Source organism: Terrabacter ginsenosidimutans (genome assembly GCF_039539425.1).
GTDB lineage: Bacteria > Actinomycetota > Actinomycetes > Actinomycetales > Dermatophilaceae > Terrabacter > Terrabacter ginsenosidimutans.
Genome location: NZ_BAABDC010000002.1, coordinates 794952 through 813274 on the forward strand (window position 1 = coordinate 794952; position 18323 = coordinate 813274).

At 71.6% G+C, this 18323-nt stretch carries 20 protein-coding genes; 16 read left to right on the top strand and 4 right to left on the bottom strand.

Annotated elements, in window-relative coordinates; all coding sequences use genetic code 11:
• The first annotated feature begins 14 nt into the window (after positions 1–14).
• From ABD831_RS09735 to ABD831_RS09745, 3 genes are all read left to right on the top strand, one after another.
• Complete coding sequence (locus tag ABD831_RS09735) at positions 15–722, top strand: helix-turn-helix transcriptional regulator (RefSeq protein WP_344945037.1); 708 nt, start codon at positions 15–17, stop codon at positions 720–722.
• Positions 723–799: 77 nt separating this feature from the next.
• The gene (locus ABD831_RS09740; RefSeq protein ID WP_344945040.1) at positions 800–1042 is read left to right on the top strand and encodes an ANTAR domain-containing protein; all 243 of its coding nucleotides are present in this window, start codon (positions 800–802) and stop codon (positions 1040–1042) included.
• 89 nt (positions 1043–1131) lie between these two features.
• A complete protein-coding gene (locus ABD831_RS09745) occupies positions 1132–1578 on the top strand; it encodes a hypothetical protein (RefSeq protein WP_344945044.1) in 447 nt (148 codons plus the stop codon).
• On the opposite strand, the gene ABD831_RS09750 is transcribed toward ABD831_RS09745, so the two are convergent.
• Positions 1529–1972, bottom strand: coding sequence for a hypothetical protein (locus tag ABD831_RS09750; RefSeq protein ID WP_344945047.1), 444 nt, complete (start codon positions 1970–1972; stop codon positions 1529–1531). The two genes, ABD831_RS09745 and ABD831_RS09750, sit on opposite strands and share 50 nt — an antisense overlap.
• A 177-nt stretch (positions 1973–2149) precedes the next feature.
• On the opposite strand from ABD831_RS09750, the gene ABD831_RS09755 reads away from it, so the two are divergent.
• The 3 genes from ABD831_RS09755 to ABD831_RS09765 all read left to right on the top strand — a co-directional run bounded on the left by ABD831_RS09755 (position 2150) and on the right by ABD831_RS09765 (position 5363).
• Positions 2150–4495 (top strand): molybdopterin cofactor-binding domain-containing protein, encoded by a 2346-nt coding sequence (locus ABD831_RS09755; RefSeq protein ID WP_344945050.1) that lies wholly within the window; start codon positions 2150–2152, stop codon positions 4493–4495.
• A gap of 11 nt (positions 4496–4506) precedes the next feature.
• Entirely contained in the window at positions 4507–4983 is a 477-nt protein-coding gene (locus ABD831_RS09760; protein ID WP_142177654.1) for a 2Fe-2S iron-sulfur cluster-binding protein, read from the top strand.
• Between the two features lie 197 nt (positions 4984–5180).
• Positions 5181–5363, top strand: coding sequence for a hypothetical protein (locus tag ABD831_RS09765; RefSeq protein ID WP_142177655.1), 183 nt, complete (start codon positions 5181–5183; stop codon positions 5361–5363).
• Between the two features lie 139 nt (positions 5364–5502).
• Here ABD831_RS09765 and ABD831_RS09770 read toward each other — a convergent pair whose 3' ends face one another.
• The gene (locus ABD831_RS09770) at positions 5503–7215 is read right to left on the bottom strand and encodes a serine/threonine-protein kinase (RefSeq protein WP_344945056.1); all 1713 of its coding nucleotides are present in this window, start codon (positions 7213–7215) and stop codon (positions 5503–5505) included.
• A gap of 151 nt (positions 7216–7366) precedes the next feature.
• Between ABD831_RS09770 and ABD831_RS09775 the strand changes: the two genes are divergently transcribed.
• From ABD831_RS09775 to ABD831_RS09790, 4 genes are all read left to right on the top strand, one after another.
• The gene (locus ABD831_RS09775) at positions 7367–8410 is read left to right on the top strand and encodes a YihY/virulence factor BrkB family protein (RefSeq protein WP_344945059.1); all 1044 of its coding nucleotides are present in this window, start codon (positions 7367–7369) and stop codon (positions 8408–8410) included.
• A gap of 83 nt (positions 8411–8493) precedes the next feature.
• The gene (locus ABD831_RS09780) at positions 8494–9708 is read left to right on the top strand and encodes an FUSC family protein (RefSeq protein WP_344945062.1); all 1215 of its coding nucleotides are present in this window, start codon (positions 8494–8496) and stop codon (positions 9706–9708) included.
• 141 nt (positions 9709–9849) lie between these two features.
• Positions 9850–10050 (top strand): hypothetical protein, encoded by a 201-nt coding sequence (locus tag ABD831_RS09785; protein ID WP_344945065.1) that lies wholly within the window; start codon positions 9850–9852, stop codon positions 10048–10050.
• Between the two features lie 33 nt (positions 10051–10083).
• On the top strand, positions 10084–10479 hold the full coding sequence (locus ABD831_RS09790; protein WP_344945068.1) for a MerR family transcriptional regulator: 396 nt from the start codon (positions 10084–10086) through the stop codon (positions 10477–10479).
• Between the two features lie 15 nt (positions 10480–10494).
• Here ABD831_RS09790 and ABD831_RS09795 read toward each other — a convergent pair whose 3' ends face one another.
• Entirely contained in the window at positions 10495–12285 is a 1791-nt protein-coding gene (locus tag ABD831_RS09795) for a hypothetical protein (protein WP_344945071.1), read from the bottom strand.
• A 185-nt stretch (positions 12286–12470) separates the two neighbouring features.
• On the opposite strand from ABD831_RS09795, the gene ABD831_RS09800 reads away from it, so the two are divergent.
• The 6 genes from ABD831_RS09800 to ABD831_RS09825 all read left to right on the top strand — a co-directional run bounded on the left by ABD831_RS09800 (position 12471) and on the right by ABD831_RS09825 (position 17418).
• A complete protein-coding gene (locus tag ABD831_RS09800; RefSeq protein WP_344945075.1) occupies positions 12471–13124 on the top strand; it encodes an MBL fold metallo-hydrolase in 654 nt (217 codons plus the stop codon).
• 22 nt (positions 13125–13146) lie between these two features.
• The gene (locus tag ABD831_RS09805) at positions 13147–13953 is read left to right on the top strand and encodes an ABC transporter ATP-binding protein (RefSeq protein WP_344945078.1); all 807 of its coding nucleotides are present in this window, start codon (positions 13147–13149) and stop codon (positions 13951–13953) included.
• Positions 13929–15500: a hypothetical protein gene (locus tag ABD831_RS09810; RefSeq protein WP_344945081.1), complete on the top strand. Its 1572-nt coding sequence runs from the start codon at positions 13929–13931 to the stop codon at positions 15498–15500. Before ABD831_RS09805 ends, ABD831_RS09810 begins: the two co-directional genes overlap by 25 nt.
• 120 nt (positions 15501–15620) lie before the next feature.
• Positions 15621–15794 (top strand): hypothetical protein, encoded by a 174-nt coding sequence (locus ABD831_RS09815; protein ID WP_185744667.1) that lies wholly within the window; start codon positions 15621–15623, stop codon positions 15792–15794.
• Entirely contained in the window at positions 15791–16480 is a 690-nt protein-coding gene (locus tag ABD831_RS09820) for a cytochrome b N-terminal domain-containing protein (RefSeq protein ID WP_344945083.1), read from the top strand. The genes ABD831_RS09815 and ABD831_RS09820 overlap by 4 nt, the downstream gene beginning before the upstream one ends.
• On the top strand, positions 16477–17418 hold the full coding sequence (locus ABD831_RS09825) for a serine/threonine-protein kinase (RefSeq protein ID WP_344945085.1): 942 nt from the start codon (positions 16477–16479) through the stop codon (positions 17416–17418). The genes ABD831_RS09820 and ABD831_RS09825 overlap by 4 nt, the downstream gene beginning before the upstream one ends.
• 70 nt (positions 17419–17488) lie before the next feature.
• Here ABD831_RS09825 and ppgK read toward each other — a convergent pair whose 3' ends face one another.
• Positions 17489–18247 carry a polyphosphate--glucose phosphotransferase gene (ppgK, locus tag ABD831_RS09830; RefSeq protein WP_344945087.1) on the bottom strand — a complete coding sequence of 253 codons (759 nt, stop codon included), beginning with the start codon at positions 18245–18247 and terminating at the stop codon, positions 17489–17491.
• Positions 18248–18323: the final 76 nt, after the last annotated feature.

Genomic DNA, 18323 nt, shown 5'->3' on the forward strand with positions numbered 1-18323 from the left:
GAAATGGAGGGTGTGTGCCTGAAACCGAGAGTGACGTCCTGACGTCACCGACACGACGAGCGATCCTCGAGCTGTTGCGCGACGCACCGGACGGCCTCGGCGCGAGCGAGGCGGCCGCCCCGCTGGGTCTGCACGTGACGACGGTCCGCTTCCACCTCGAGCGGATGGTCGCCGCCGGCGTCGTGGGGACCGCCCAGAGACGAGGATCGGTCGGGCGACCCCGCAAGATCTATCTCGCCGTGGGCGACGACCAGCCTCCTCTCACGAGCCCGGAGGCGTTGCAGGCCTTCACCGAGCTGCTGACCAGTGCGTGGGCCGACGCAGCCGACGGGTCTCCGGGCAACCCCGAGCGGGCGGGCCGACGGTGGGTCGAGGCCCGCAGCGACGCATCGGCACCACCCTCGGCGGTCACTCCGGGAACCTGGCTCGGCAAGGTCGGGATGGCGGTCGACCTGCTCGACGAGTGGGGCTACCAGCCGGAGCTGCGCACGTCCGCCGGAGGCCGCACCGTCGAGGTGACCCTCAGCGCGTGTCCTTTCCTCGCCATGGCCCGGGCCCACCCCGACGTGGTGTGCGGCATCCACCGCGGACTCATCCGCGGCACCATGGCGGCGGTGGGCGAGGACGGCGCCGAGGTCGACCTGCAGCCCTTCGTCACCGAACGATCCTGCGTCGCGCGTCTGACCACCCCTGCCGTCTTCCGCCGACCGTCGCGACCCTGACCCTGTCCGGCCTCAGGCTGTCAGTCCCGGGTCGGTGCACGTGGGGGGTCGCGCCACCGGCTGGGTATGGCCATCCCGTGAACGAGTGGTCCGTGCCGGGAGAGGGCGCCGATGAGGGCCGCACGTGTCGGAGGTCCCCGACGAGCTCCGGGGCCGGCTTCGACCTTGCCGTGGCGCTCGACCTCGTCATGCTCGAGCGCGGGCTGGCCGCCGAGGAGGCCTACGAGCTGATGCGCAGGGACGCCGAGCAGTCCGGGCGCGACCTGCACTCCGTGGCCAGCGACGTCATCGATCTGGGGACCTCACGCCTGTCCCGGTGACCCGCAGCCTGTCTCGGTAGGGACGTCGGGACCGGGTGACATGCTGCGTCCCCCTGTCACCCTTCCTCACCGTCATCCGGAGCGCATTCATGAAGGTCTACGTCGCTGGACAACTCGCCGAGCTGGAGGCCGTCCGGGCGGTCCAGCAGCAGGTCGTCTCCGCCGGGCACGAGCTGACGCACGACTGGACCCGGGACCTCTCCCTGACTCAGGGCTACGCCGACTGCCCCGAGCGGTCGGCAGCGATCGCCGGCGCCGACCTGGACGGCGTCATGACCGCGGACGCCGTCGTGGTCGTCGCGAGTAGCGCGGTGCCGGGACGCGGCCTGTTCGTCGAGCTCGGTGCCGCCCTCGCCAGGGCGGAGCTCGGTCAGCTCGACCACGTCGTCGTCGTGGGCGAGATCGTCCACGAGAGCGTCTTCTACCTCCACCCGAGGGTGTGCCGGGTGGCGCACGTCGGGGAGTGGCTCACCGGGACCACCCAGCTCACCGGGCGGCCAGACGGCTCGGGTGGGACGCTGCCAGCAGGCGCCTGACCGCGAGGCGGCTGACGAGCAGGGTGATGATGAGCAGCGTCACCGAGACGAAGGAACCGAGGCTCACCCTGTCCCCGAAGACGATGTCGACGGTCTCCAGCACGACGAACTTGCTGCCGAACAGGACTGCCCAGAGGAGCACCCCGGCGACCACCTTGCCCGCGGGGGTTCTCGCAGCCGAGAACCGCGTCCTGGCCCGCTTCTTGACCGCGACCACGACCTCGAGCACTGCCTTGAGCAGCACGGCCGTCAGGAGCGACAGGGTGAAGGTCTCGCTGATCACGGCGGGGAAGTACTCGATGAAGAGGTTGAGCACCACGACGTAGACGAAGACGTCCACGACATCGGCCGCACGCTCGCCCGGCGCCGCTGTCGACTCGTCCTCTGCGGGCACCGGCCCACTCTAGGACGTGGGTGCGCGCTGGGACGTGACATCGCGCAGGCCCGGTCGTTGGTGCAGGGCAATCCGTCTCCGCCGCCGCAGCGAACGACGGACGCATGCCCCACGCGCGACCCGCCCCACCCCCGGCACCCCGGTCGCGCGTGCCCGTTCCGAGAAGGGACCCTGTCGATGACGACAACCTCCGGCCCGCCGCCCCCCGCCCGCCCCACCCGAGCCCCCGGCTCGCCACCCGGCGGAGTCAGCCGAAGGAGGTTCGTCGGGTTCGTCGTGGCCGGGGCAACCCTCACGGTCGCCGCGGAGATCGGCGGAGCCGAGCCGGCCTCGGCTGCCGTCCCCAGCACCCCGCAGGTGCCCGAGCTCTACGACCTCGGCGACCTGCAGACCCACTCGGCGCTGCCGACGTCGCAGCTCATCCGGATCACCGTCGACGACCAGGGCCTGGCGCACTTCGCGATCCCCCGCATGGAGGTCGGCCAGGGGATCACGACCGCCGCCGCGATGATCATCGCGGACGAGCTGTCCATGCGGATCGAGGACGTCCGTGTCACCCTGGCGCCCGCGAGGCCCGAGCTCGTCTTCAACCAGCTCACCGGCGGGTCCAACACGATGGAGTCGATGTTCACGCCGATCCGCGTCGCGGCCGCGGTGGCGCGAGGCGCGCTCCTGCAGGCCGCCGCGACGGCGCTCGGTGCGACCGTGGCCTCTCTCGTGGTCAAGGGCGGCGTCGTGACCGCTCCGGACGGCAGCAGCCGGACGTATGCCGAGCTGTCGGGTCCCGCTGCCGCCTCGACCACCACCGCCGTGGACGTGGCGCTCGCCCCGACGAGCTCCCTCGACGTCGTCGGCACCCCGCACGGGCGGGTCGACGCCCTCGAGGCCGTGACCGGACGCAAGCGGTTCACGATGGACCTCGACGTGCCCGACGCACTGCCGACCATGGTGTGCCGGCCGCCGACGCTCAACGGCACACCCCGCAGCGTCGACAACCTCGCTGCCGTCCAGGGCATGTCCGGGGTCACCGACGTCGTCGTCGTCGACACCGGCGTCGCGGTCCGTGCCGCGACGTTCGGCCAGTGCATCGACGCCGTCCGCGCGCTGCGGGTCACGTGGGCAGGCGGCACCGTCGAGGGCGAGTCGGACGACTCGGTGCTGCGCCGCCTCAAGGACGCCGAGCTGCCCATGGCGGTGCCGAAGGTGCCGTTGCTGACGCAGACCGTCGACATGAGGTTCGAGTTCATGTTCCGCAGCAGTGCGGCGCTCGAGCCCAACTGCGCCATCGCCGACGTCCGGGACGACCGGGCCACGGTCTGGGCCGGTCTCAAGGCACCGATCGTCGCCCAGCGCAACATCGCCAAGGCCCTGGGCCTGCCCGTCGCGGCGGTCACCGTGAACGTCGTGACGGGTGGCGGCTCCTTCGGGCACAAGCTCTTCGGCGACGCGGCGATCGAGGCCGCCAACATCTCCAGGGCGATGGGCAAGCCCGTGAGGCTCATGTGGCACCGGGCCGACGAACCGCGCCAGGGGCGCACGCACCCCATGGCGACCTCGCGCATCCGCGCCACGCTGCTCGCAGGTCAGGTGCTCACCTTCGAGCAGCGTCACACGAGCATCAAGACCGACTTCTCGCACGGTCTGGGTGAGCGGCTCACGGCCATGGCCTCGGAGCTGCCCGCAGGCCTCGGCAACCTCGGACTCGCCGAGTCGATCTTCACCCTCACCCAGGAGCTGCCCTACGACTTCGGGGTCGTGACCCAGCTGCTCAGCGAGGTCGACATGGGTTTCAACACCGGCAGCATGCGCAACATCTACTCGCCCGACGTCGCGTGCGCCAACGAGCTGTTCATCGACCAGCTCGCCAAGAACCTGCGTCAGGATCCCGTCGCGTTCCGCCTCGCGTTCCTGCGCCACGAGCGCGTCAAGGCGTGTCTGCGCAAGGTCGCCGAGGTCGGTCAGTGGGGTCGCGCCATGCCGGCCGGCACCGCGCAGGGCATCGCGGTGCACTCCGAGTACAAGGGGGCCACGGCAGTGCTCGTGGAGATCGATGCCCGACCCGAGACGGTGGGGCGCCAGGTGCGCGACGCCGTGACCGGGCCACGCGTCACCAAGGCCGTCATCGCCGTCGACGCGGGGCTCGTCGTCAACCCGCGCGGCCTCGAGGCCCAGATGATGGGCGGCGTCTCCGACGGCATCGCGCTCGCGCTCACGAGCAGCAACCACCTGCAGGACGGGCACTTCCTCGAGGCGAGCTGGGACAACTACTTCTACACGCGCCAGTGGAACGTCCCGCCGAGCTTCGAGTGCGTCGTCATGCCCTCGGACGCACCGCTGCCCGGTGGTGCCGGCGAGGCCGGCGTCGCGGCCTCGGTGGCGGCGACGGCGTGCGCCTACGCGCGCGCCACGGGGACCGTCCCGACCCGCTTCCCGGTCAACCACGGGACGGTGTCGTTCACCCCCAAGACCTTCGTCCCACCCGTGCCGCCGTCGCCCACCGACGGCCTGGCCCACACCTACTGAGGAGCACACGCATGGCACAGCACACCTTCCGGGTGAACGGCGAGGCCGTCACCGTCGACGTCGCCGACGACGTCAGGCTCCTCTGGGTCCTGCGCGACGTCCTCGGCATCACCGGGCCCAAGTACGGCTGCGGGATCAACGTCTGCAAGGCCTGCACCTCCCACCTCAACGGCAAGGCCTTCAACCCGTGCTCCGTCCAGGTCAAGGACGTGGGCCCGGACGACGAGATCACCACCATCGAAGGCCTTCCCGACACGGTCGGCGCCGACCTGCACCCCATGCAGGAGGCGTGGCTCGAGCGGGACGTGGCCCAGTGCGGCTACTGCCAGCCCGGCCAGATCATGGCCGCGGTCGCGCTCGTCCGCAAGGTCCGGGCCGAGGGCCGCCAGATCACCGACGACGACCTGGACGGCATACGCAACGTCTGTCGGTGCGGCACGTACAACCGCATCCGGGAGGCCGTGCGGGACGGCGCAGCGCGCATGTAGGCGCGCATGTAGGCAGGTCCGGAGACCGCCGACCCCAGGGGGTCGGCGGTCTCCGGCTGTCCTCCCTTGCACTTTTCTTGGGACTTTCTTGCAGAAATCGGGCATTGGGGATGATTCGTCGCATTGTGGCTGGTACACCTGTCCCTGGCACACACCGGCCACAGGACGAGCCGGCTGCCGCGACCAGGGAGACCTCGATGAGCGCAATGACGCCGGGCGACGACGAGACCATCGCGACGGTGATGACGGGCACGGAGCGGGCCGCGATGCTCGAGCGCCTGGTGCAGGCCTGCACGACCAGTGTCGTCGCTCCCGTCGGCGCCTCGCGGAACCGAGCGGGCCACTCCAATCGTTCACTGGTCATGTGGCGCTGCCCGTGACGGTCTGACCGGTCACGTCGGAGCCACTCCCGAGCACCCCGCCCACCGCGGCGCCCCGCCCACGAACTGAGGGCACGGCCACCCGAACGCGGTCGGCGGGGGCTCGGCACGTCCGGGCACGAGCCCACCCGTCCGTCGGTCAGAGCTGGCGGCTGCTGAGCACCGACGACCGGTCGATCTTGAGGACCCCGCCGTCGTCGACGAGGGAGTACGACGTGCGTTCCTCGAAGCGGCGGCCGTCCTTGAAGGCGTAGCGCAGGGTCGCGACGACCGAGCCGGGAGCCGATCCCGAGGCCTGCCGCACGTCGACGGCCTTGACCGAGTTCCAGAACCGCTCGTAGGTCGTTCGGCTGCCCGCGGTGGTCGACCGGTAGCGATCCGTCAGGCGCGCCCATCCGGCGTCGGTGTTGCCTGGCAGCAGCGCGTAGTAGTCGCGAACGGCACGAGCCAGCTCGGCGTCGGTGGCGCCAGACGGTGCCGTTGTCGACGGAGCGGTCGAGGGTTTCGTCGACGGTGTCCGGGACGTCGACGGGGAGGGTTTCGCGGGCGTGCTCGCCGAGGGCGACGGCTGGTCGGCCTTCGACGTCGAAGGCGTCGCCGAGCTCGCTCGCGGTGTCGCGGGTGACGTCGCCGCAGGGGGCGCCGCCTGACCGCTCGGGGCGGTCCCGTCGCCCTGGAGCGTCCACACGAGGAGCCCGACCCCCACGAGGGCGACGAGTCCGGCGAGCACGAGCATGCCTCGCCGGCGCCTGCTGGGCGGGTCGTCGCGGACAGCCGGCGTGCCGCGCGGTGGGGTGCCGAGTGGATCCGCGTATGCCGTGGGTTCGGTCGGGCCGGTCGGGCCGGCTGGACCCACTGGGCCCTCGATGGGCGAGGGGGCTGCCGAGGACGGCGAGGCCAGCGGCGCGGCGGCGAGGGCCGCCGTCTGTTGCGTCGGCGGGGTCGGTGTCGGTGCTGCGGCGGCAGCCGGCAGCACCCGGGTCCGCGTCGGGCGGTCGTCCGGCGGCAGGGGGTCAGCCCGGTGGCCAGGGCGTCCCGCGGCGATCCCGGCGAGCTCGACGGAGACCTCCTGCATCGAGGGCCGGTCCTCGGGAGAGGCGGCCAGCATCGAGAGGAGGACGGCGGTCAGGGGACCCTCCGACGGCGGATTGATCTCCCCCGACGCGACGCGGTGCAGCAGGGCCATCGCGTTGTCGCCGGTGCCGAAGGGTGGCGATCCCTCGACGGCGGCGAACAGCGTCGCGCCGAGCGAGAAGACGTCCGAGGCCGCCGTGGACGACGCGCCGCGAGCCACCTCGGGGGCGAGATAGGCCGGCGTGCCGGTGACCATGCCCGTCGAGGTGAGCGACGCGTCGCCGAGGGCGTGCGAGATGCCGAAGTCGGTGATGCGTGCCGTGCCGTCATCGGCGACGAGCACGTTGCCCGGCTTGACGTCGCGGTGCACGATGTCCGCCCGGTGGGCGGCCGCGAGGGCGGACGCGAGCTCGCTGCCGACCCTCGCCACCTCACGAGCCGGCAGGGGCCCGCGCTCCGCCAGGACGGTCTGGAGGCTGCGGGAGGGGAGGTACTGCATGACCAGGCACGGCTGACCCTCGTGGTCCACGACGTCGAAGACGGGGACGGCGTTGGGGTGGTGCAGACGCGCCGTGATGCGAGCCTCCCGCATGGCACGGTCGTGGGCGATGCGCGCCTCGGCCTCCGGGAGTCCGACGGGGGAGTGCAGCTGCTTCACGGCGACGGCGCGGTTGAGCCGCTCGTCCCAGGCCAGCCACACGTGCCCCATGCCGCCGGAACCGATCCGGTTCATCAGCCGGTACCGCTCGGCGATGAGGACGGGTGGTGCTTCCGCCATCCTCGTCTCCTTCCGGTGCGTGTGCGGGTTCGGGCGCGTCGTCGGGTGAGTCGTACCCACACCAGCGCCCCATGCTGCCATTGGCCGACTGGGCGGGTGGAACCGGGGGGCGGCACGTGCGACCCCCTCGTCCACTGGGTACGCGAGGGTCATGGCACCTGCACACGACCACGGGCGTGACGTCTCGGAGCGAGACCACCGCACGCCCGACACCCCTCCCGACACCCCTCCAGAGAGCCCGACCGACCTCCCTCGCGCCTCTCTCGTCGCCGTCCTCAAGCGGGCCCGGGTCGAGTTCAAGCGCGACAACCTCACCGACCTCGCGGCGTCGCTCACCTACTACGGCCTGCTCTCCATCGCCCCGGCGCTCGTCGTGCTCGTCGCGGCCCTCGGCCTCCTCGGCCGCGACGCGACCTCCCAGGTGGTCAGCCAGGTCCAGGCGATCGCCCCCGGCTCCAGCGCGGACTTCGTGCGCACCCTCATCGCCCAGGCGCAGGCGAACCGGACCGGCGCAGGTCTGGGAGCGGTCCTCGGCCTGCTCGTGGCCCTGTGGTCGGCGTCCGGCTACGTGTCGGCGTTCATGCGGGCCTCGAACGTCATCTACGACATCCCCGAGGGGCGGCCGATCTGGAAGACCGTGCCGATCCGCATCGGGGTCACCCTGTTCGCGGTCGTCGTCATGATCGTGAGCGCCGTGATCGTCGTGGTCAGTGGTCCGGTCGCCGAACAGGTCGGCGGACTCGTCGGCGCGGGCGACACGGCGCTCCTCGTCTGGGGCGTGCTCAAGTGGCCCGTCCTCCTGGTGCTCGTCTCGGTGCTCTTCGCGGTCCTCTTCTGGGCGAGTCCCAACGCCAAGCAGGGCGGCGTCAAGTGGGTGAGCCCCGGCGGCATCATCGCGGTGGTCATCTGGCTCGTCGTCTCGGGGCTCTTCGCCGTCTACGTGGCCCTCTTCTCGTCGTACAACAAGACCTACGGCTCCCTGGCAGGCGTCGTCGTGTTCCTCGTCTGGCTCTGGCTGACGAACATCGCGATCCTGCTCGGTGCCGAGGTCAACGCCGAGCTCGACCGCAGCCGGGCCATCGCCCAGGGCGTGCCCGAGGACCTCGAGCCCTTCGCCGAGCCGCGCGACACGAGGGCCATGGACGACATCGACAAGCGCGCCGCCGCCGAGGCGTCCGAGCGAAGGTCGGTCTGATCGCCCGCGCCCTAGAGTTGTCCCGTGGCAGACGCGGCAGGCGCCTTGCTCAACGGGTCGGCACCGTGCAGGGGCGGCGGCTCGTGAGCCAGTGGCAGGACGACACCAGGCAGCGCCTGCGTGCCCTCGGTCGGGCGTTGCGCCAGGCGGGTCCGGAGCGGGACGCGCTGCTCCTGCTGGTCAAGGCCGCCATCGCGACGGTGTTGGCCTGGCAGTTCGCCGTGCGGGTCCTCAAGAGCCCGGTCCCGTTCTACGCACCGATGGCGGCCCTGCTCGTCGTCGACCGCACGATGGTGCGGTCCCTGTCGGCGAGCGCCCAGCGCATAGCCGCAGTGGTCCTCGGGCTCAGTGTCGCCTGGGTCGTCTCGACCGTCTTCGGCGTCTACTGGTGGACGATGTTCGGCGTGATCCTCGTCGCCCTCGTCATCGGGCGGTGGTCCAGGCTCGGGGACCACGGCATCCAGGTCCCGGCGATGGTGCTTCTGTCGCTCATCACCGCCAAGGGGACCAACGAGGAGTTCACCTACCTCACGATCGTCGAGACGATTGCCGGTGGCGTGATCGGGGTGGCCACCAACGCGATCGTCTTCGCGCCCCTGCACCTGACGAAGCCACGCCAGCGGGTGGCGGTGCTGGCCAGGCAGGTGCGCGAGCTGCTGGAGGAGATGGCCGAGGGGCTGAGGGGTGACTGGGACGCCCGTGCGGCGAACCGGTGGTACCGGCGCGGCAGCGAGATCGCGGACAAGGCGCCGTTCGTGATCGATGACATCCGCACGGGTCGCGAGAGCATGCGGTTCAACCTGCGCGACAACCTGCGACCCGCTGACGTCGACTGGGAAGGCTACGAGCACACGGTCACGACCCTGCGCCGGACGCTCTGGCAGGCAACCGGGATCGCGCGGACGCTCGTCGACGCCGCCGACGAGCGGGGGCACCAGCCCACGCCGTCGGACTCGTTCCTCGCCGAGTACGCCGACGCCCTCGCCGCCCTGGCCGTCGCCGTGTCCAAGTTCGGCCGTCATGACGACGAGGCGACGGCAGCGTTCGACGCCGGCATCGCGAAGGCATACGACGTCCTGACGACGCTGCGCGAGCAGGTGCGCACGACCCCGCTCGAGGACCCCGACGAGTGGCCGGTCTACGGCTCTCTCATCAGCGACTCCCTGCGGGCCATCGCCGAGCTCGAAGCGGCGCGCGAGTCAGCCGTCCTGCCCACGGACACCGGCAACCTTCGGTTGCCACCGACCTCGTCACCGCTGTGGGGGCGACTGCGCCGGCAGCGTGGGAGCAGTCGCTGACGCCCGGCGCGTAACCCTGCCGGGAGCGCGGTCGTTCCCATGGCGCGCGACCGCGAGGGCCGCACTCAGGGCGGTGCCCGTGTCCGGGGCGCCGGCCGGGGATCACACCATGCGGTCGTCCGCCGACGAGAGGAGGGGCCCGTGCCGGAGCCGACCTGCAGTCCCGGTCTGCCCGAGAGTCCGCCCGTCGCCGCGAGCCAGTGCTGGACGTGGCCCGCGGCGCAGCACCGGAGGATGAGCGCCGTCGTCGGCGTGGGGCGCAGCCGGCAGCGCCGGCTCCGAGCCGGGCTGTGCCGCACCAGGGCCGGTGGGCGCGGGCAGGGCACCCCGCCACCCGCTTGACTTCGAGTGCACTCCAGGGCCCAGCATGGGTGGGTGACTGTCACCGCACCGGTCGAGGGAATGACCATCGCCGAGGCCGCCGAGCGCACCGGCCTGACTCCCCACACCCTTCGCTACTACGAGCGCGACGGCCTCATGCTGCGAGGGGTGCGCCGCACGAGCTCCGGGCACCGCGTCTACACCGACCTCGACCTCACGTGGGTGACGATGCTGACGCGCCTGCGCGCCACCGGGATGTCGATCCGCGAGGTCAAGGCGTATGCCGCGTTGTGCCGCCAGGGGGACGGCAACGAGGCCGAGCGCCTCCCACTGTTGCAGACCCACCGCGCCCGGGTCCTCGCCCAGCTCGCCGAGGTCCACGAGCACCTCGAGGCGATCGACGTCAAGATCGGCATGTACGCCTCGAAGGTGGGACGCGTCGACGCCTGAGCGGGCGTGTGCGGACTAGCGACGCAGTGCATCGCGCAGGTTGACCACGAGGACGACCACCGCGAGGGACACCAGGACCCAGTAGCTGACGAGCTGCCAGTGGTCCGCGAACTCACCCGCCAGCGCCACCAGGCCGATGACGATGACGACGCGGACGGCATACGCCAGCAGGAAGCCGCGGGTGAAGGCCTCGATGCCGAGGACCAGCACGAGCAGCACCACGGCGCCGAGGGGCCGGTCGGTGAGCTCGGGCTTGAACAGGCCCGCGACGAGATAGACGACGATGGGCGTGCTGACGATCGCCCACGCCCCGAGCAGCCGGTCGCGGGAGCGCTCGCTGGAGGTGATCGGGGTGCGCCGGTGCGACAGGTGCGCGTGCGGTGATGGTGCCGACAGGCCATCGTCCAAGGCGCGTTGCATCCGGAGACGCTCGTCGTGCAGCCGCACCGCGTCCATGCGCACCGTCATCAGCTCGTTCTCGTCCGAGGCCAGGCGCCGCACGTCGGGACTGTCGGGTCCGAGCCCCGCGGCTCGGGTCGTCAGGGAACGGGCCAGGACCTCCGACTCCGAGGCGAGGTCGGTGAGCCGCCGGTCGATCTCCCCGATGCGGTCGGCCACGAGAGTCACCTCGGCCTCGGGGCTCGGCGCGACCTTGGCAAGGCCCGCCCAGCCGACGGGGTCGCCCCAGGAGGCTCGCACCGTGGCGTCACGTTCGTAGCGCGGGCCGGCCGGGCCGCGCTCTCCGCCGAGCCGGTCCTTGGTGTCGTGGCCCCAGAGGCCGCGGAAGTCGCGCACCCACGGTGTCTCGTCGTCGATGACGACCGGGTGCCAGGCGAGCTCGCCGGACGGGCCGATCGAGGTCCCGTCCCCCCGCGCGTAGTCGATGTAGGGGATGCCCAGTCCCGAGCCCTGGGCGGCGCGTGCCCACGGGGCGAAGAGCCTGGCGACCTGCCGCGCCGCCGGAACGAGTCCGCCCCACGACGGGGGGACGACGGTGATGAGGTAGTCGCCGGGCAGGTAGGCGCCCGAATGGGATCCAGCGCCGGCGTGGACGACGGGATGCCGTCCGTCCACGACCGTGAGGTCGGGGTCGTCCCAGCGGCGCCGGAGGTCGTCGCCGGTCTCGTCGTGCGCGCTGAAGACGACCCAGCGGGGCGGCGGTAGGCCGTCGTCGTCGACGGTGCCGCTGCCGTCGAGGTAGACGGTCACCTGCTCCCAGTCGGCCTCGTGCTCGTTGACGCCGGAGAAGCCCGAGCGCCAGTTGTTGAACGCGTAGAAGAACCAGTACTGGCACACGGTCCAGCCGTCGGTGCGCACGACGCGGCCGTAGTACGTCGGGCGCTCAGGTGACAGGTGCTGCTGCTGGGCGGTGTGGGCGGCCGCGGCGCTGCCGCCGGGGACCGAGCCGCGCAGCAGGAGCGAGAGGCGGCTCAGGGTGTCGATGGTTCGGCCGAGCAGCCCGACCTGGGCGAGCCGGCTGCCGGACCGGAAGCCGTGCCGGGACCGGAACAGGGCTCGGGGACGTGCCCGGCGGAGCCGCTCGAGCACCGATCGCGGCGCCGTGATCCCGGACAGGGACAGGCCCGGTCCCTCGTGGTCGGCACCCAGCGCGGCGAGCCGCGCGAGGTCGAGGTCTCCGGCCGACGCGAGGACCGCCGTCGCACCGGCCTCGTCGCGGACGAGGCTGGCGTGGCCGACGTAGGCGTCGACGGCGACCGGCACGAAGAGCTCGCCGCGAGTCAGCCGGACCACGGGCTCGTGGGCGCGCAGCAACGCGAGGTCGTCGCCCAGCGGCCGCGCGTCCACCCGCCGTACCCCCGTTCCAGCCGAACCATGAGACCCGACCCGACCCGCCGACGCGGTCGTTCAGCCCCTCGCCTGCCCGTCCTGCGGCGAGTCTGTCACCTGGCCGGATCGGCCGCACGGCCTTGGGCCGGGCCTGAGGCTGTGTCTCGCAGGTCGGTACACACGGGGCGTGGTTAGGTGGTGCCATGCGCGTGACTCACCTCGGACATGCCTGCCTCCTCGTCGAGGTGGCCGACCGCCGCATCCTCATCGACCCGGGCAGCTTCTCGTCGGGGTTCGAGGACCTCACGGGGCTCGATGCGGTCCTGGTGACCCACAACCACGCCGACCACTTCGACCCGGAGCGGGTGGGCACCCTCCTGCGGTCCAACCCGGGCGCCACGGTCCACACCGACCCGCTCACGGCCGAGAAGCTGCGCGACGAGGGACTGTCCGCCGTCCCCTCGCGACAGGGGGAGGACTTCGCCGTCGGCGACGTCACGGTGAGCCCGGTCGGCGAGCTGCACGCGTTCAACCACGCCGCGATGCCGCGCATCCCCAACGTCGGCGTCGTCCTGCGGGCCGAGGGTGAGCCGTCGCTCTTCCATCCCGGTGACGCCTACGACGGCGAGCCCGGGCAGGTCGACGTTCTCGCCCACCCGCTCAACGCCCCGTGGGCGGCGAGCCGTGACTCGATCGCCTTCGTCGGGCGCATCGCCCCGCGGGTCTTCATCCCCGTCCACGACGCGCTCCTCAGCGAGGTCGGTCACCGCATGTACTCCGGGCACGTCGAGCAGTACTCGGGCGTCGAGGGCCTCACGTACGTCGCGCTCCGCGACGCCGAGTCCGCAACCTTCTGACGCCTGGGCTCGGGGGAGGGGCATGAGCGACATAGTGGATCTGCCTGCGCCGCAAGGTGGTCCGATCGAGGGTCCAGCCATCGCGGTGCGCGGGCTCGGCAAGCGCTTCGGTGACCTCATCGCCGTCAAGGGCATCGACCTCGACGTGCCGCGCGGGTCCTTCTTCGGCCTGGTCGGACCCAACGGGGCCGGCAAGACGACGACCCTGTCGATGGTGACGGGCCTGCTGCGTCCAGATGCGGGGCAGGCCTTCGTCCTCGGTCGCGACGTGTGGTCCGACCCCGTCGCGACCAAGCGCCTGCTCGGCGTGCTCCCGGACGGGCTCAAGCTCTTCGACCGCCTCACCGGCCTGCAGCTGATCACGTATGCCGGCCTGCTCCGTGGCCTGTCGCGCGAGCTCGCGTCGGAGCGGGCGGCCGAGCTGGTGGCCGCGCTCGGGCTCACCGAGGCGCAGGGCAAGCTGGTGGTCGACTACTCGGCGGGGATGACGAAGAAGGTGACGCTCGCGTCGGCGCTCGTCCACGCCCCGCGGGTGCTGGTGCTCGACGAGCCGTTCGAGGCCGTCGACCCGATCTCGGCCGCGACGATCCGGCGCATCCTCTCGGGGTTCGTCGAGTCCGGCGGCACCGTCGTGCTCTCGAGCCACGTCATGGACCTCGTCGAGCGCCTCTGCACGCACGTCGCCGTCATCTCCGACGGGCTCGTCCTGGCGACCGGCGAGCTGGACGTCGTGCGCGGGGGCCGCTCGCTCGAGGAGCGTTTCGTCGACCTCGTCGGCGGGTCGACCGAGGTGGTGGGGCTGTCGTGGTTGCGCACCTCGTCCGACTGAAGCTCACCCTGCTGCGCAACATCTTCCGGCGCAGCCGGGCCCAGGCGATCGGTGCCGTCATCGGCATCCTCTACTTCGCGGTGCTGGTCTCCGGTCTCGCCGTCATCCTCGCGTCCTTCCGTGGGTCGCTCGACGCAGCACGCGTCGTGATCCCGCTCGCGGGCGCCGCGGGCATCGTCCTCTGGACGGTCGTGCCGCTCTTCTCGTTCGGCTCCGACCCGACGCTCGACCCCGGGCGCTTCGCCACGTTCGCCGTGCCGCACCGGGAGCTGGCCGTCGGCCTGGTGGCGGCGGCTCTCGTCGGCCTCCCGGCCATCGCCTCGACGGTCCTGTCCGTCGGCGTCGTGGTCGCCTGGTCGCACACCCCGGCGTCGACCCTCGTGGCCGTCGTCTCGACGGGCATCGGTCTGCTCACCGCGATCACGACGAGCCGCTGGGTCTCCGCGATGATGACGAGCGCGATCTCGAGCCGTCGCGGGCGTGACGTCATCGCCGTGCTCGGCCTCCTGCTGCTCGTCGTCATCGGCCCGGTCATCTCGGTCGTGGCCAACCTCGGTAGCGACCTGCGCGGCCTCGCCACGGCTGCCGCTCGTGTCATCGCGTGGTCCCCGGTCGGCTGGGCCTGGGCCGCCCCGGGTGACGTGGCCGCCGGCGACGTCGGCATCGGGCTCGTGCGGCTCGCCCTGGCCGCCGGGCTGTTCGTGGTCGTCTTCGGACTGTGGTCACGGGTGCTGCGGGGCGAGGTCGACGATCCCCGAGCCGTGTCCCGGAGCGACTCGGGTGCGTCGCTGGGTGACGACCTGGGACTGCTGGCCCGACTGCCCGGCACCCCACTCGGAGCCGTGGCGGCGCGGGTGCTGACCTACTGGCGCCGCGACCCGCGCTACCAGATCAGCATGCTCATGACCCCGGTGGTCCCGCTCGCGCTGCTCATCCCGTTCTACTCCGGCGACATCGCGTGGACGCCCCTGCTCATGGGCCCGCTCGTCGCCTTCCTCCTCGGCTGGAGCGAGCACAACGCCGTCGCCTACGAGTCCGATGCCCTGTGGCTGCACATCGTCTCCGGCATCTCGGGCCGCGACGACCGGCGGGGTCGTCTCGTGCCTGCCGTCCTGCTCGCCGCCGTCCTCGTCCCCGTCTACGTCCTCGTGGGGATCGCCGTCGCGGGCCGGTGGGAGCTCCTCCCCGCAGCGCTCGGCCTGTCGGTCGGCCTGCTCGGAGCCGGGTATGCCGTGTCGAGCGTCATGAGCGTGGTGCTGCCCTATCCCGTGCCCGAGTCGGGCGAGAGTCCGTTCAACGCGCCCCCGGGGGCGGCCGGGATCACGATCGCGGCCCAGTCGTTGGCCAGCCTCGGCACCATCGTGCTGGCCGCCCCGACGATCCTGCTCGCGTGGCTGGCGTGGCAGGGCTCCGCGTGGGCGGTCTGGGTCGCCGGTCTCGTCGGCGTCCTCCTCGGCATGGTCGTCGGGGTCACTGGGGTGGGCGTCGGCGCCCGCCTCTACGACCGGCGTGCGCCCGAGCTGCTGTCGGCGCTGCGGCGCGCCTGAGGCCCGCGACCGAAGATCCGATTCCCGTGCGCGGGCGCGCAGGTCGGCCTACTCTTACGTTGTGTAGTAGATCTGCGCCGGGCAGGAGGACTCACATCTTCGCTCTCCCGGAGGCCAGAGATGATCACCCAGTTCCTCGCCGTGTCAGAGCCCGTGCCCGCAGGACCAGTCGTCCAGTGGGGCTGGGTGACGATCACCGTCGCCAACCTCGTCGTCATCCTCGCGATGATCGTCGTCTTCGTGCTGGCGCTCGTGCTGCCGTTCCCCGCCTCGCACGAAGACGAGGACCGATGAGCCGGGTCCCGGTCTCCGAACGCTCCTCGTCGATGGAGTCACCGGAACGCCGGGGGAGCACCACGTGGACCGCAGCCCTGACCAGGTGGGTCGAGGGGCTCGTGCCGAAGGGCCAGTGGCTGCCCGACCGGCAGCCGGCCTACGTCGCCTCGTGGATCTACGTCTTCGGGGTCGCCTGTCTCGCCAGCCTCGTCGTCATCATCGTGTCCGGTCTGGTGCTGACCCTGGGCGGGGCGACCTGGTGGCACACGAGCTCGGTCGGGCACTTCGTCAACTCGGTGCACCTGTGGAGCGTCGAGCTCTTCTTCGCCACCATGGTGATCCACCTCTGGGGCAAGTTCTTCATGGCCTCGTGGCGCGGGAACCGCGGACTCACCTGGGCGACGGGCGCGCTCGCCTTCTTCGGGTCACTGGGGACGGCATTCACGGGTTACCTCATCCAGACCAACTTCGACTCGCAGTGGATCTCGACGCAGGCCAAGGACGGGCTCAACGCCGCGGGCATCGGTGCGTACTTCAACGTCATGAACCTCGGCCAGATGATGCTGTGGCACGTCTCGCTGCTGCCCCTCGTCGTCGGCGCGATCGTCACGGTCCACCTCGTCCTCGTGCGACGTCGCGGGGTGGCGCCCCCTATCGGCGCGACGGATCCGACCGCGAGCGGCAGTCAGGAGCCGGAGTCATGACTGCGAGAACCGGAGGCTGGGGACCCACGCCCGATGCCCACGCCTTCCCCACCCGGCGCTACGACCTCGTCAAGGAGTTCGTCATCGCGCTCGCGGTGATGACCGTGCTCTCCGTCATCGCAGCCCTTGTCTTCTCGTCGCCTGACGAGCCCGCGATCTCGTTGCAGCAGTGGGCTCGTCAGGCGCCGGCCGATGTGGTCGCCACGGCTGCCGGCGAGCTGGCCGGGACCACGACGAGCGCCGGCTACGGCCCGCCGTACAACACCGCCGGCGAGGGCCAGAACCTCGGTCCCGTCAACCTGCAGGCGCTCCCGGGCGTGACGCAACCGGTCGACTCGGCGAAGGACCTCGTCCTCGACCCCGTGCGGACCCTCACCTCCGATGTCCCCGCTGCCACTGCCGTGCGGGTCTGGGAGGCCGCAGCCCCGGACCGTCAGCAGGCGTGGGCCACGGCTTACGTGGACGCCCTGGCCAACGCGCCGGACGGGGACCCGGCCAAGGTCGCGAGCGGCGACTACGGTCCGGTCCCGGCCATCGCGGCCGCCGAGCTGCGGCTCGCCGACAGCGGCGCCCTCGAAGGCCTGCTCACGTCCCGGACGAGCTTCTTCGGTGTCGACAGCACCAAGGCCCTTCTCCTGCTCGCCGACGGCACGCACCTCGAGGACGCGGCCCGGGCCCAGAACCTCGGCGGCGACCAGTGGGGCATCATGAACGAGACGGGCAACTACCCGGGCCAGCCGTGGCTGTGGCTCTACTCGCTGTGGTACCAGGTGCCGCCGTTCGCGACGTCCGACAACGCCGACATCCAGGTCTGGGCGCTCATGATCGTGCTCAGCATCGGCTTCGTCTGCATCCCGTGGATCCCGGGACTGCGCACCCTGCCCCGACACCTGGGAGTGCACCGCCTCGTCTGGCGCAGCTGGCGCTCCCGTCGCTGAGGCGCGACGGCACTGCGGCGGTCGGCACGGCGTTCGCAGTGCCGACCCGCCGCGGGCGGTCGCCTTGGCGTCAGGCCCGGTCGGCGGCGAGGTGCGCCGCGCCGATGATGCCGGCCTGGTTGCGCAGCTGGGCCGGGACGATCGGGCAGCGCAGCTTCAGCTTCGGCAGGAAGTCGTCGCTGTCCTTGGAGATGCCCCCGCCGACGATGATGAGGTCGGGGGAGAAGAGCTTCTCGATGGTGTCGTAGTAGGTCTGCAGCCGCTCGACGTACTCGTCCCACGAGAGGCCCTCGATGTCCTTGACCGACGAGGCCGCCCGGTCCTCGGCGTCGTAGCCGTCGATCTCGAGGTGTCCCAGCTCGGAGTTCGGCACGAGCCGGCCGTCGTGGATGATGGCGCTGCCGATCCCGGTGCCGAGGGTGGTCAGGATGACGAGGCCCTGCACGCCCTTGGCTGCGCCGTAGTACATCTCGGCGAGGCCCGCGGCGTCGGCGTCGTTGAGCACGGTCACCGCTCGCCCGGTGTGCTCCTTGATCAGCGCCTCGGCGTCGGTGTTGATCCACGAGGGGTCGATGTTGGCAGCCGAGAGCACGGTGCCACGGATGACGACCGCCGGGACGGTGACGCCGATGGGGGAGCCGCCCGTGACGTCGGCGAAGTGGTCGACGATCTGGTCGACGACCTCGGCCACGGCATCGGGGGTGGCCGGCTTGGGCGTCAGGATCTTGAGCCGTTTGCCGGCCAGCTCTCCCGCCTTGAGGTCGACCGGGGCACCCTTGATGCCGCTGCCGCCGATGTCGATGCCGAGGGGCTTGCCGTGCTTGGCCATGGTCCGTGCTTCCTTGTCGAGGACGTGGTCGAGGGTCAGCTGGTGGTGCGAGGTCGTGCGAGGTCGTGCGAGGTGG

Excerpts from the sequence above, each read along its gene's own strand:
- ABD831_RS09745 (WP_344945044.1), top strand. The coding sequence starts at position 1,132 with ATGAAGGTCTACGTCGCTGGACAACTCGCCGAGCTGGAGGCCGTCCGG.
- ABD831_RS09755 (WP_344945050.1), top strand. The coding sequence starts at position 2,150 with ATGACGACAACCTCCGGCCCGCCGCCCCCCGCCCGCCCCACCCGAGCC.
- ABD831_RS09760 (WP_142177654.1), top strand. The coding sequence starts at position 4,507 with ATGGCACAGCACACCTTCCGGGTGAACGGCGAGGCCGTCACCGTCGAC.
- ABD831_RS09765 (WP_142177655.1), top strand. The coding sequence starts at position 5,181 with ATGAGCGCAATGACGCCGGGCGACGACGAGACCATCGCGACGGTGATG.
- ABD831_RS09770 (WP_344945056.1), bottom strand. The coding sequence starts at position 7,215 with ATGGCGGAAGCACCACCCGTCCTCATCGCCGAGCGGTACCGGCTGATG.
- ABD831_RS09775 (WP_344945059.1), top strand. The coding sequence starts at position 7,367 with ATGGCACCTGCACACGACCACGGGCGTGACGTCTCGGAGCGAGACCAC.
- ABD831_RS09800 (WP_344945075.1), top strand. The coding sequence starts at position 12,471 with ATGCGCGTGACTCACCTCGGACATGCCTGCCTCCTCGTCGAGGTGGCC.
- ABD831_RS09805 (WP_344945078.1), top strand. The coding sequence starts at position 13,147 with ATGAGCGACATAGTGGATCTGCCTGCGCCGCAAGGTGGTCCGATCGAG.
- ABD831_RS09815 (WP_185744667.1), top strand. The coding sequence starts at position 15,621 with ATGATCACCCAGTTCCTCGCCGTGTCAGAGCCCGTGCCCGCAGGACCA.
- ABD831_RS09820 (WP_344945083.1), top strand. The coding sequence starts at position 15,791 with ATGAGCCGGGTCCCGGTCTCCGAACGCTCCTCGTCGATGGAGTCACCG.
- ABD831_RS09825 (WP_344945085.1), top strand. The coding sequence starts at position 16,477 with ATGACTGCGAGAACCGGAGGCTGGGGACCCACGCCCGATGCCCACGCC.
- ppgK (WP_344945087.1), bottom strand. The coding sequence starts at position 18,247 with ATGGCCAAGCACGGCAAGCCCCTCGGCATCGACATCGGCGGCAGCGGC.